General features: G+C 48.1%; 10 protein-coding genes. 1 reads left to right on the top strand and 9 read right to left on the bottom strand.

What is annotated here, in order from left to right; all coding sequences use genetic code 11:
• Positions 1 to 56: 56 nt before the first annotated feature.
• From M3221_RS09960 to pdhA, 6 genes are all read right to left on the bottom strand, one after another.
• The gene (locus M3221_RS09960; RefSeq protein WP_251271440.1) at positions 57 to 1,001 is read right to left on the bottom strand and encodes a sugar-binding transcriptional regulator; all 945 of its coding nucleotides are present in this window, start codon (positions 999 to 1,001) and stop codon (positions 57 to 59) included.
• Between the two features lie 167 nt (positions 1,002 to 1,168).
• Positions 1,169 to 2,110 carry a sugar-binding transcriptional regulator gene (locus M3221_RS09955; protein ID WP_251271438.1) on the bottom strand — a complete coding sequence of 314 codons (942 nt, stop codon included), beginning with the start codon at positions 2,108 to 2,110 and terminating at the stop codon, positions 1,169 to 1,171.
• A gap of 20 nt (positions 2,111 to 2,130) precedes the next feature.
• Complete coding sequence (lpdA, locus tag M3221_RS09950) at positions 2,131 to 3,519, bottom strand: dihydrolipoyl dehydrogenase (RefSeq protein WP_251271766.1); 1,389 nt, start codon at positions 3,517 to 3,519, stop codon at positions 2,131 to 2,133.
• A 9-nt stretch (positions 3,520 to 3,528) separates the two neighbouring features.
• Positions 3,529 to 4,860 carry a dihydrolipoamide acetyltransferase family protein gene (locus tag M3221_RS09945; RefSeq protein ID WP_251271436.1) on the bottom strand — a complete coding sequence of 444 codons (1,332 nt, stop codon included), beginning with the start codon at positions 4,858 to 4,860 and terminating at the stop codon, positions 3,529 to 3,531.
• Positions 4,861 to 4,875: 15 nt separating this feature from the next.
• Positions 4,876 to 5,883: an alpha-ketoacid dehydrogenase subunit beta gene (locus M3221_RS09940; protein WP_251271434.1), complete on the bottom strand. Its 1,008-nt coding sequence runs from the start codon at positions 5,881 to 5,883 to the stop codon at positions 4,876 to 4,878.
• Positions 5,884 to 5,903: 20 nt separating this feature from the next.
• Entirely contained in the window at positions 5,904 to 6,887 is a 984-nt protein-coding gene (gene pdhA / locus M3221_RS09935; protein WP_251271432.1) for a pyruvate dehydrogenase (acetyl-transferring) E1 component subunit alpha, read from the bottom strand.
• Positions 6,888 to 7,090: 203 nt separating this feature from the next.
• Between pdhA and M3221_RS09930 the strand changes: the two genes are divergently transcribed.
• Positions 7,091 to 7,870, top strand: coding sequence for a Cof-type HAD-IIB family hydrolase (locus M3221_RS09930; RefSeq protein WP_251271430.1), 780 nt, complete (start codon positions 7,091 to 7,093; stop codon positions 7,868 to 7,870).
• 42 nt (positions 7,871 to 7,912) lie between these two features.
• On the opposite strand, the gene M3221_RS09925 is transcribed toward M3221_RS09930, so the two are convergent.
• The 3 genes from M3221_RS09925 to fdhF form a co-directional block, all read right to left on the bottom strand.
• Positions 7,913 to 8,701 (bottom strand): formate/nitrite transporter family protein, encoded by a 789-nt coding sequence (locus tag M3221_RS09925; RefSeq protein ID WP_251271429.1) that lies wholly within the window; start codon positions 8,699 to 8,701, stop codon positions 7,913 to 7,915.
• Positions 8,702 to 8,774: 73 nt separating this feature from the next.
• Positions 8,775 to 9,386: a helical membrane plugin domain-containing protein gene (locus M3221_RS26560; protein WP_251271427.1), complete on the bottom strand. Its 612-nt coding sequence runs from the start codon at positions 9,384 to 9,386 to the stop codon at positions 8,775 to 8,777.
• Positions 9,379 to 12,360, bottom strand: a complete 2,982-nt coding sequence (fdhF, locus tag M3221_RS09915) for a formate dehydrogenase subunit alpha (RefSeq protein WP_251271425.1) — start codon at positions 12,358 to 12,360, stop codon at positions 9,379 to 9,381. The genes M3221_RS26560 and fdhF overlap by 8 nt, the downstream gene beginning before the upstream one ends.
• Positions 12,361 to 12,608 lie beyond the last annotated feature (248 nt).

The following is a 12,608-nucleotide window of genomic DNA, read 5'->3' as shown; positions in this document are numbered from 1 at the left end:
AAACGAAACAAATGAAAAAACTGCCAGAAACCTCCGGCAGCTTAAACAGCAATGATTTAGTTTAAAAGAGCTAATGCGGTTTGTTCATCGGTAATGAGCGTTTGTACGTAGCCGCCTTTCAAGGCCGCTTCGATACTTTCCGCTTTGTAGGTTCCCTCGACAATGCCGATCACGTACGGAATGTTCTTTAAGTCTCTCAGCCGAAGGCCGATAATCCGCTTGTTTAATTCATGTTCAATCGGGACACCATCCTGATCGAAAAAGCGGGAACCGATGTCTCCGATGGCGCCTGCTTTTTTCAAGCTTTGGATATCTGTTTCATGAATATAGCCGATGTCTTTCATCGTAGATCCTTTATGCGGGTTCCCGATTCCGACAATCGCTACCTCTACATTTTTTCCTTCTTCGAGCACCTGGGCAATATCCTGCATTTGTACGAGCCGCTCGGTTAATTCGACTGATTCTACAATGGCAGGTGCGTACAAGTATGAGCAGGTGCCGTTCATTTTTTTCGCCAGCTCGTACGCCAGCTGGTTGGCATGAATCTCTACACTTTTTGTTCCCATGCCGCCGACAAGCGGCACAATATTCATATTCTCCCGCCGTTCAAATGGATATTCCTTTACAAATTCAGACAGTGTCGTCCCCCAGGAAATGCCGAGCCGCTCCACATCTGTTTTTAAATGACGCGACACGTAATGAGCGGCGGCCTGCCCGACCGCACGGCGTACCATATCTGGTGTAAAACCGACCGATGGAACCACGACCGTATCTTGAAGACCGAACTTTTCTTCCAATCCTTTCTCCAGCTCTACCGTATGCACACTTTCGTCTTTTATGTACACTTCTACAATGCCGGCGTCTTTTGCCCGCTGCAGCATTTTAGAAATCACTGGACGGGATACCCCGATTTTTTTGGCAATCTGCTGCTGTGTCCAGCCTTCCGTATAATATAAATTCGCCACTTTCACAAGTTGACGGCGCTCTTCCCAGCTTAACATTGAAACCCCTCTTTTTGTTTATGTCATAGATAATGTTTTGACAGGACGTAATACGTCTCTTTCTATTTTATTATAACAATTACATGCAAAAATGAGAGCGTTTTCTTTGAGAAAAGGAAGAAAAAAACACACCTTGTTTCAGATGTGTTCTTTTGTAAGCGCCTCAATCAATTGTTCAGAAGCGTCATGGCCAAACCTTCATCAACGACCAATATGTTGACGATTCCGCTTGCGAGAAGACCCTTCATGCTTCTTTGTTTATTCGTTCCATCTGCCACTGCCATGACGGATGGAATTTGTTTAAGCTGCTCAAGCGGAATGCCGACCACTCTGTTGTTAAAAGGGTGATCAACGGCGGAGCCGTGGTCATTAAAAAAACGGAATCCAACATCACCCGCTGCTCCTGCTTCTTTAAGAGATTCCGCTTCTTCTGTACGAAGGTAGCCTACTTTCTCAAGCGTCGAATCTTTGTGCGGATTGCCTACGCCGATAATCGCCATTTCCACACTGGCTCCTTCATGAAGTACACTTTTAATGTCAGCCATCTTCATAAAGTGATCTTTCATTTCTTCTGAATCCACAATCGCCGGCGCATATAAATACGAACAGGAGGCGCCGCTTTTTTTCGCCAGCTCATAAGCCAGGTGATTCGCGTGAATATCGATTGATGCTCTTCCCATTCCGCCTTCAAGCGGGACAATGTGCAAATCCGGACGCTTATCAAACGGAAAATGCTTTACGAGCTCCGCCACGGTGGTTCCCCAGGAAATACCGAGACGATTCACATTCCTGGTTTTTTTAGCGGCATAGTACGCACCGGCTGCTGCAACAGCACTTTTCATAGAATGGCCCTGCGCCCGGCTTTGAGGTACGACGACTGCTTCGTCAAGGCCGTATACCGCTTCAAGCCGCTGTTCCAAGGCAACTGTGTGAACCGTTTCATCCTTAATAAACACTTCGACAATTCCCTCATCCTTTGCCCGCTGAAGCAGCCGGGAGACAATGGGACGGGACATGCCGATTTGCTTGGAAATTTGCGCCTGTGTCCATTCATCGTGGTAGTAAAGCGAAGCGGTTTTCACCATCAGCTTTTGTTCGTCCCCTCCCATGTTCATGCCTCCTTTTTTGGTTATGCCTGCTTCTTCAGCTTATTGACCGCGTGAACCGCTGCTTCAAAAAATGTTTCCGAGATCGTTGGGTGCGGATGAATCATTTTGGCTGCTTCATCCACTGTGCCTTCTAAATACATAAAGGCAGAGGCCTCAGAGATCATTTCCGTTACATGCGGGCCGGCCATCACCACGCCGATGATTTCACCGTACTTCGCTTCGTAAATGATCTTCGTAAATCCTTCCGGCTCGCCGGCTGCCAGCGCTTTGCCGCTTCCGGCAAAATCAAATTTCTCAACCCGTACGTCTATCCCCTGCGCTTTTGCTTCGTCTTCTGTTAAGCCAACACCCGCAATTTCCGGCAGTGTATAAATACAGCGCGGCATCACTTTGTAGTCGATTACATCCGGGACGCCGGCTGCATTGTTTGCCGCCACGACTCCTTCCGCGCTTGCCGCGTGGGCCAGCTGCCAGCCGCCGATTACATCGCCGACCGCGTAAACGTTAGGACTGCTCGTTTCCATTCGCTCGTTTACAGCGATAAACGGCCCGTTCATGTCCAGGTTCAGCTCACCGGCTGCAGATACATTCGGCCGTCTTCCTGTGCTGACAAGCAGTGTATCAGCTTCCACCTCAAACTCTTTTTCTTTCGCATCCACACAGGTGACGATTTTGATCCCGTTTTCTTCCCGTACCGACTGCACTTTCGCTTTTGTTTGAACCGCGACGCCTTTTTTCTTCAGCGCTTTCGTTAACAGCTTGGCTGCTTCTGCATCCTCTGTCGGTACAATTCGATCCGCTGCTTCCACGATCGTGACCTTTGACTTGAGAGAAGCGAAGATGCAGGCAAATTCTACACCAATCACCCCTCCGCCGATAATGACGACGGACTTTGGAATCTCTGGAATATCAAAAATCGTGTCACTCGTATCAAAGCGGACTAAGTCAAGGCCGGGAATCGGCGGCACAGCCGGTGTTGAACCGGTGGCGACGATCACTTTCGCCGCCTGGATCGTTTCTTCACCGGATTCCGTTTTGACCGCTACACGCCCGCCTTCCTTAACAGAGCCAAAGCCGTTATAAACATCGATTTTGCCCTGTTTCAGCAAAAACGCAATGCCTCCGCGCAGCCGTTCAATCACGTCATTTTTCCGCTTTTTCATTTTATCGAACGAAAGCGTCATTTCCCCGGTTTCAATACCCCAGTTCTTTGCTTTTTCGATCGATTCTATGATTTCTGCATGCTTGAGCAGCGTTTTAGACGGAATACAGCCGCGATTCAAGCATGTGCCGCCTAAAAAATCTGGTTCTACTAATGCTGTCCTTTTGCCAAGCTCCGCTGCATGAAGCGCCGCGACATACCCCCCCGGTCCGCCTCCTACAACGACAATATCGTATGATGTCATCAGTTACACTCCTTATACAAGCAGCTCATATGGATTTTCTAAAATGTCTTTCAGCTCCGTTAAAAAGGCGGCTGCCGGTGCCCCGTCAATCACACGGTGGTCAAATGACAAGCTGAGTGTCATCATTGGCCGGATTTCAAGCGCTCCGTTTACCGCGACTGGCTTGTCCTGCATCCGTCCTACGCCTAAGATGGCGCTTTCCGGCTGATTAATGACCGGCGTAAACATATCAACGGCATACATACCAACATTGCTGATCGTAAACGTGGACCCTTTCATTTGATCAGGGAGCAGCTTATTTTCACGCGCCCGCTGGCTGATTTCTTTTGCATCCTGTGTCAGCTCCGCCAGCCCCTTAGCGAGCACATCTTTAATGACCGGCACCATTAAGCCGTCCGCCACCGCTACGGCAAGGCCAAGGTGAACGTGGCCGTGCTGGACGATTTCATCGCCTTCAAGCGATACGTTGATTTCTGGATGCCGTGCTAGAGCTGCGGCTGTTGCTTTCATTAAAATTTCTGTGTATGACAAGCGGAAGCCCGTCTGCTTTTCCACAACCGGCAGAAGCGATGCACGCAGTTCTTTTACTTTTGTCATATCAATCTCGCTCGTCATCGTGACGTGAGGTGCTGTCTGCTTGCTTTGTACCATACGTTCAGCGATCACTTTACGCATACCCGACATTTTTTTGCGCGTCGATGTATCCGCAGCAGGCGCTGTTGTGCGTTTGGCGGAAATCACATCCTGCTTCACGACTTTGCCATTGGCGCCGCTTCCCTGCACAGTGGACAAATCGACACCTTCTCCTGCCGCAACCTTGCGGGCAAGCGGTGTTGCTTTCGCCTCGGCCGGACTGCCCTCTGCGTGAGCGGTTACGTCTTTTTTATGCACGCGTCCGTTCGGGCCGCTTCCCTGTACCTCACGAAGCTCGATTCCTTCTGTCCGGGCAAGATGCCGAGCGGCCGGTGTAGCCCGCGGCTTTTCGTCCGTGATTACTGTTTCTGCACTTCCCACTGCAACAAGCTGCGGCTCTGGATTTTCTGTTGGAGCAGCTTCTTCTGTTTCAGCACCGGATACCCCTGGCGCTTCTTGTGGCACGTCATCCCCTTCGGTTCCAATATAACCGATCACATGATTGACCGGCACCTGGTCGTCTTCTCCAAAGTACTTCTTTAATAAAACGCCTTCATCATATGACTCTACTTCAATATTGATTTTGTCCGTCATAATTTCAAAAAGCGGCTCGCCAATCTCGACGCTGTCTCCCTCTTCCTTAAACCATTGAAGGAGGGTTCCTGTTTCCATCGTGCTGCTCAGCTTTGGCATAAAAATTTCTTTAGCCATCGTTCTCCCTCCTTCTTACTTGTTTTTCACCGTTTCTTTTACTGCTGCAATAATATCCGGTACCTGAGGAATCGCCGCTTTTTCAAGTGTCGGATTGTACGGAATCGGCACAGCCAATCCGCCCAGGCGCTTGATCGGCGCATCCAGATAGTCAAATGCTTCACTTTCCGCAATCATACTGGCGATTTCTCCGCCGATGCCGCCGCGCTTTACCGCTTCATGTACTACAATGAGACGCCCCGTTTTCTTGACAGACTCAATAATCGTTTCTTCGTCCAGCGGCACGATCGTGCGCGGATCGATAACTTCAACGCTAATGCCTTCTTTTTCAAGCTCTGCGGCTGCTTCGAGCGCTTTATGCACCATAATGGCTGTTGCCACAATCGTTACGTCTGTTCCTTCCCGCTTTACATCAGCTTTTCCGAGCGGAATAGAGTATTGTTCTTCCGGCACATGACCGGATGTTCTATATAGTAACTTATGTTCATAGAACACAACCGGATTGTCGTCATCCATCGCTGCCTTTAAAAGTCCTTTTACATCGTAGGCTGTAGAAGGCTGAACCACTTTCAATCCTGGAATGTGCGCCATCCACGCTTCTAAGCTTTGCGAGTGCTGGGCAGCCGCGCCTGTTCCAGACCCAGCCGGTGTGCGAAGCACCATTGGCACTTTTCCTTTACCGCCAAACATATAACGTGTTTTGGCGGCCTGGTTGACCATCTGGTCCATGGCAATTGTAATAAAGTCCGAGAATTGCAGTTCTAAAATCGGACGCATCCCTGTCAAAGCCGCCCCGACCGCTGCACCAGAAATTGCTGCTTCTGAAATCGGCGTATTGCGCACGCGCTCCGGACCGAATTCTTCAATCATGCCGCGCGTTACACCGAACGCGCCGCCGTATACGCCTATGTCTTCTCCAAGAATAAATACATCGCTGTTTTGGCGCATTTCCTGGCTCATGGCTTCCCGAACGGCTTCTAGATACGTAATTTCTCTTCCTGTTGCTGGCGTAGCTGTTGTCATGGTCTCCACCCCTCCTGTTTTTACGCGTATACGTCTTCTTCTAAAGTATCAATGGACGGTTCTGGACTCGCTTCCGCAAATCGCACCGCTTCTTCAATTTCCTGATTGGCTTCTTCCTGCAAGGCTTTCGCTTCTTCTTCTGTTAAAACACCTGAGGTAATCAGCGCTTCCTTAAACCGCTTAATGCCGTCCTTCGCTCTCCATTCATTTTCTTCCTCACGTGTACGGTATTTTTTCGCATCGCTTTTTGAGTGGCCTTTCCAGCGGTATGTTTTCATTTCAATCAACGTCGGCCCGCCGCCTTCACGCGCCCGGCGCACAGCGTTGTCTACGCTGTTCATAATGTCGATCATGTCACAGCCGTCTACAATCTCTCCCGGAATTCCGTATGCTTTCGCGCGGTCTGCAATATGTTCAACGCGGGTCATGTCTTTGACCGGGCCCGACATGCCGTACTGGTTATTTTCACAAATAAACACAACCGGCAAATCCCAAATAGCCGCAAGGTTGACCGATTCATGGAAACTTCCTTCATTGGACGCCCCGTCTCCAAAGAAACAAAGCACTACATAGTCTTCATTTTTCATTTTGGATGTCAGGGCTGCTCCAACTGCAAGCGGAATGCCGCCGCCTACGATCCCGTTTGCACCCAAGTTGCCTTTTTCTACGTCTGCAATGTGCATCGAGCCGCCTTTTCCTTTACAGTAACCGGTTTCACGACCGAACAGCTCAGCCATCATTTTATTAACATCGCCTTCTTTGGAAATACAGTGCCCGTGACCCCGGTGTGTAGAGACAATTTTGTCCCGAGGCTCGAGTACAGCGATCGAGCCAGCCGCTGATGCTTCCTGTCCGACACAAAGGTGCGTCGTTCCATGAATAAGCCCCTTCGCAAAAAACTGGTCTACTTTCTCGTCAAAATAACGGATCATCCACATTTCTTTGTATAAGTCTCTTAGTTTTTCATCCGTGATCGAAGTGGGCAGGTTTAATTTGGTTACCATGATTGTTCCTCCCTTTTACTTTTGTTCGTATGTGTTACATTTGTAAATAGCATATAACCTTCTCTTCTTTTCGTCAAGAGGTTAAGCGAAAATAAAGCGATTACTTTTCTGAAAATTAAAAGCGTTTACATAATGTTTCAATTGTTCGATTGACTTTCGTTTGCTAGTATATAAAGGGAAAATAAAACGCGAAGGGGATTTTTATGAGCCAAAAAATTATTTTTTTTGATATAGACGGCACATTGTACGATCATGACAAAAAGCTGCCGGCTTCTACCGGGCAGGCTATCCGCGAGCTTCAAGAGCGCGGCCATGAAGTAGCGATTGCCACAGGGCGTGCGCCATTCATGTTCGAAGGTCTGCGCAAGGAGCTGGGTATTGAAACATTCGTCAGCTACAACGGTCAGTATGTTGTTTTCAAAGGAGAACCGCTCTATAAAAATCCGCTTAATAAAGAAGCTTTACTCCGCTTAACAGATGTAGCCGTTGAACGAAAGCATCCTGTTGTGTTTATGGATCATGAAGATATGAAAGCCAACACGCCTGAACACGAGCATGTTACAACGGGTATTAGCTCACTAAAAATCAATTACTTCCCTGAGCATGACCCGACCTACCATGAAGGGCGCGACCTGTATCAGTCTCTGTTGTTCTGCCAGGACCCGGAAGACAAAGAATATGAAAAAGCGTTTCCTGAGTTTGATTTTGTCCGCTGGCATCCCGTCTCTGTTGATATCGTGCCTGCTGGCGGATCAAAAGCCAAAGGAATTCAAAAAGTCATTGATAAACTTGGCATCTTACCAGAAGATATTTATGCATTTGGGGACGGCTTAAATGACGTAGAAATGCTGAAAATGGTGGCAAACAGTGTAGCAATGGGCGATGGACACCCAGAAGCGGTCAATGCCGCCAAGCATGTGACGACCAATGTTGATGCAGACGGGATTTTAAACGGTTTAAAAATGGTTGGACTGCTTGATTAATATAAAAAACCACTCTCTTCATGAAGAGAGTGGTTTTTTATATTATTTATCGGCCGGTACGGAGCTTCTCGGTACGTAAGCAATCCAATACACCATGGCAACAAAAACAAAACCGCCGACGGCATTTCCCAAGTATACCGGTACAAAGTTTCGCAGAAAGTCCATCCAGGTTAACTCTCCGGCAAAAATTGCTGCCGGAATCACAAACATGTTGGCGACAATATGCTGGAATCCGATCGCGACAAAGCCCATAATCGGAAACCAGATGGCCAGAATTTTCCCGCCAATATCGTCTGCGCCGTACGCGAGCCAGACAGCCAGCCCTACAAGCCAGTTGCAGCCGATGCCGGAAATGAAAGCCGGCCAAAAAGCTGTATCTACTTTTGCGTGGGCGGTTAAAACGGTTTTCTCCAAGTATGGGCCGGTTTCTGTCAGTCCAACTACGTGGCCAAAAAAATATGCGACAAACAGGGCACCGATAAAGTTGCTGATCGTAATCCAAAACCAATTATGCAGCAATCTTGAAATGGTCACTCTTTTAGCCAGAAATGCCATTGGAATGGCCATCATATTGCCGGTCAGCAGTTCTGCTCCGCCAATGAGAATTAAAATAAGGCCAAGCGGAAAAACGGCTGCGCCTAAAAAAGAAGCAAACGATCCCCATTCATGCGGAACATCAGCTGATACCCGGATCGCTAACAAGTATCCAATTGAAATAAAGGCGCCTCCTAAAAATCCTAATACAAGCATTTGAGGAAGCGGGAGCTCTGTTTTTGTTTTACCTGCTTCTATGGCCACCTGGGCAATTTTCTTAGGGGGATAATAAGCCATCTGAAGCCCTCCTGGTCTGTAATAGAAAAGCAGTGCGTTCAACCCGTATTCTTAAACGCACTGCTTTTTCTTTTTACTGATGATGAACGACGTCGTACTCGGGAGATTCCGAATCTGTTTTATCTGACTGCTTCGATAAAAGAACGACGCTGGCAAGTGACAGGCCTGCGGCTAAAAGCCAGCTCTTTTTCCCTTTTTTCTTCTTTGGCACAGGCTGCGGCGCACCTGCTCCCATTCCTTTGAGGAACGAAAGAAGAAATACGAGCGCTTCTTTTGTTTCCGGAGCGGCTAAGGTCCGAAGTATGGAACCGTAGCCGGCTTCTTTATTCTCTGAGCGGACAGCGTGATGTAAGCCGCCGTTGATTTTATCAATAAATGGATTCATGTCTTCAATGTTGATTTTTCCAAGCGAGCCAAGCAGAAGCAAGCTGTTTTTAATGATTTTCGCGACTTCAGGCTTGTCCGTTGCTTTAACCAGCACATCGAGTACCTCATCGCCTTTATCAAACAAGCCGGTCACCACATCCAGGCCGCTGCGGTCTTGAATTTTATTCAGCATATGCAGAAAATCTTTAATGACTTCTTTGTGTTCGATGAGCAATGTTCCTAATTCTTCAAGGTCCCGGCGGCGCTGTTCTTCCTCACTGATTTCTAAGCGGCGTATCGCCGTGATTGCTCTAGCCACGCTTCGACACTCCTTTCGTTACCAAGTCACCAGGGAACACATAATCCGGCCGCGCCCATTTTTTCTCGACTTGTACGCCGATTTGCGGCTGCGGATTGCCGTTGCGGTGATTGATGCTTGGCAATGGGTTGTCTCCCTTGGCTGATAAGATTTCCATTTTCGCACTGATTTCTTTGTAAGCCGGCGTATCCGTATCTTTGTCAGCATAACTGCTCGTCAAATAGTTGATCGCGCCTTCTCCCTGGCTGTTCATCGGCAGGTACACTTCTTTGTCTTTCACTCGGTCTGTGACAAGACATGGAACTTTTACGCTTCCATACGGTGATGTCAGCCGGACAACGGTTCCGTCTTCAAGCCCCCGCTCGGCCGCAAGCTCCGGCGATACCTCCAAGAAGACGCTCGGTGTTTTTGAAGAAATACCAGCAGATTTATACGTCATGTTCCCTTCATGGAAGTGCTCCAAAAGCCTGCCATTGTTGACATGAAGGTCATATTCTTCCTCGTATTGGAGCGGCTCGCTCCAATCGACCGGATAAAGCCGTGCTTTGCCATCCGGGAACGGGAACAGTGTTTTAAAGAGCAGCGGTGAGTCAGTCCCGTCTTCCGCTACCGGCCACTGCAGACTGTTAAAGCCTTCAAGGCGGTCATAGGTGACACCTGAATAAATCGGCATCAGGCTTGCTGCCTCAGCCATAATTTCGCCTGGATGCGTGTATTCCCATCCGGCACCAAGTCGGTTTGCTATTTCCATGATGATCTGCCAGTCCGGTTTTGAATCGCCCATCGGCTCGAACACTTGATACAAGCGCTGAATACGGCGTTCTGTATTTGTAAATGTGCCCTCTTTCTCAAAAGACGGGGAAGCTGGCAGAACGACGTCGGCAAACTGAGCCGTTTTGGACAAGAAAATATCTTGTACCACGAAGAAATCCAGTTTCTCAAAAGCGGAATGAACGTAGTTTAAATTTGAATCTACTAAGCCCATGTCTTCGCCTTTTAAGTACATCAGTTTCACGTTGCCTGCATGGATGCCGGACACCATTTCATGGTTGTTTAAGCCTGGCTCCGCTGGAATTTTTGTACCCCAGCTTTTTTCATATTTAGCGCGGACAGCGTCATCCTTCACGCTTTGGTAGCCCGGGAATCGGTCCGGCATACTGCCAAAATCGCTTGCACCCTGCACATTGTTATGGCCGCGCAGCGGATAACTTCCGGCACCTGGTTTTCCGTAGTTGCCGGTAATGAGCAGCAGGTTCGAAATGGCTGTACTTGTGTCACTTCCGCCCACGTGCTGTGTAACACCCATTGCCCAAAGAATGCACGTTGATTTTGTGTTGTGAATGGTTTCGGCAATCGTAATCAGTTCCTGCTGTGAAATACCGGTTACTTGCTCGGCGTACTCGAGTGTATATGGCTGAATGCTGGCAATATATTCTTCAATGCCGTTGACCCGCTTTTGCAGGAATTCTTCATCAGCCCAGCCCTGGTCCACAATATATTTCGTGACTGCTGAGAGCCAGACAAGATCGGTACCGGCTTTTGGCTGAATAAACAAGTCAGCCCGGTCTGCCATTTCGTTTTTCCGAAGATCTGCAACAATCAGCTTTTGGCCAAACAATTTATGGGACCGTTTAACCCGTGTAGCGAGTACAGGGTGGGACTCAGCACTGTTCGCACCGACAATCATCACGAGGCCGGCCTGTTCAATATCCGTGATAGAACCAGAGTCACCGCCGTAACCGACTGTCCGGAACAGCCCGACTGTTGCTGGTGTCTGGCAGTAGCGTGAGCAGTTATCGACGTTGTTTGTGCCGATGACGCCGCGGGCAAGTTTTTGCATTAAGTATGATTCTTCATTTGTACATTTTGAAGAAGAAATGAAGGCCATTGATTCAGGACCATATGTTTCTTTTATGTTTTTAAATTTCGATTCGATCAGTGAAAGAGCTTCTTCCCATTCCGCTTCGCGGAATGTTTCGCCGTCTCGAATCAACGGTTTTGTCAGACGATCCTCGCTGTTAACAAAATCCCAGCCGAACTTTCCTTTTACACAGGTAGATACACCATTTGCCGGTGCTTCCACTGTCGGCTCCACTTTTAAAATATGCCGGTCTTTCGTCCATACTTCAAAGCTGCAGCCAACACCGCAATATGTGCAGACCGTTTTTGTTTTCTTAATGCGCGTCTGGCGCATCGCTGCTTCCACATCAGAAATTGGCATAATGGAACTAAAGCCTGTTTCTGCATTTTTCGTCAATTCAATCATGGATTTCAGCGTATCTTGTTTAATGCCTGTCAAAAAGCCGGCTTCCCCGACCATTCCCTTTTCCATCATGGCGTTACATGGGCAGACAGTAGAACAGTGTCCGCACGATACGCATGAAGATTCGTTAATCGGACGCCCATCATCCCACACAACACGCGGCCGCTCCAGGCTCCAGTCAATGGACAGCGTTTCAGTTACCTGCAAATCCTGACACGCTTCTACACAGCGTCCGCACAGGATGCACTGATCCGGATCATAACGGTAAAAAGGGTTTGTATTGTCGACTGCGTATGGCTTTTCTTCATAAGGTTCATTTTGATGCTCAATTTTCATTTGTTTAACGGTATTGTGCACTTCACAGCGTCCATTATTGTAATCACAGACCGTGCAATACAAGTCATGATTATGCAAAATCCGGTCCATCGCGATATTCTGAACCCGCTTTACTTCACCCGAAGCGGTATCAATGACATCCCCGTCTTCAATAGGAGTAGAACAAGAGCGGACAAATTCCCCATTCACTTCAATCAAACACGTATCACACGTTTCAATGGCACCCAGCTGCGGATGATAACAAACATGCGGCACCTCTACCGCCTGCTCTTGAAGTGCCTGCAAAATAGATACGTCTCCTGGAATACTCATTTTCTGCCCATTAATCGTCACCTTTACGTAATCGGTCACAGCAAGAACTCCCCTCTTTTTCATGATCATTGTGCCTGCCCATTTTTAACATTTTCTATCATTTCAAAAGACTTTGTAAAAATACCCTTTCGGGAATAGAAATAAACAAAAAAAGACAGCATGCTCCTGTGAGCATGCTGTCTGCTTCTTTCGTTTCCCGTCGAAAGAAATGCCATTACTATCATGATAGAAAAACGAGGTGGCTCGTTTTCTATTTCCTTCATCACCGAAGGAAGCCTTTTCATGTAAGCGTTATCTATTATAGCAAAGGG

Origin of the sequence: Domibacillus indicus, from assembly GCF_023715895.1 — a bacterium.
Classification (GTDB): Bacteria; Bacillota; Bacilli; order Bacillales; family Domibacillaceae; genus Domibacillus; species Domibacillus indicus_A.
This window is presented reverse-complemented; position numbering and strand designations above follow the sequence as displayed.

Bases quoted from the DNA above. Each gene is read 5' to 3' on its own strand.
- M3221_RS09960 (WP_251271440.1), bottom strand. From the start codon at position 1,001: ATGTTAAGCTGGGAAGAGCGCCGTCAACTTGTGAAAGTGGCGAATTTA.
- M3221_RS09955 (WP_251271438.1), bottom strand. From the start codon at position 2,110: ATGGGAGGGGACGAACAAAAGCTGATGGTGAAAACCGCTTCGCTTTAC.
- M3221_RS09945 (WP_251271436.1), bottom strand. From the start codon at position 4,860: ATGGCTAAAGAAATTTTTATGCCAAAGCTGAGCAGCACGATGGAAACA.
- M3221_RS09940 (WP_251271434.1), bottom strand. From the start codon at position 5,883: ATGACAACAGCTACGCCAGCAACAGGAAGAGAAATTACGTATCTAGAA.
- pdhA (WP_251271432.1), bottom strand. From the start codon at position 6,887: ATGGTAACCAAATTAAACCTGCCCACTTCGATCACGGATGAAAAACTA.
- M3221_RS09930 (WP_251271430.1), top strand. From the start codon at position 7,091: ATGAGCCAAAAAATTATTTTTTTTGATATAGACGGCACATTGTACGAT.
- M3221_RS09925 (WP_251271429.1), bottom strand. From the start codon at position 8,701: ATGGCTTATTATCCCCCTAAGAAAATTGCCCAGGTGGCCATAGAAGCA.
- fdhF (WP_251271425.1), bottom strand. From the start codon at position 12,360: ATGAAAAAGAGGGGAGTTCTTGCTGTGACCGATTACGTAAAGGTGACG.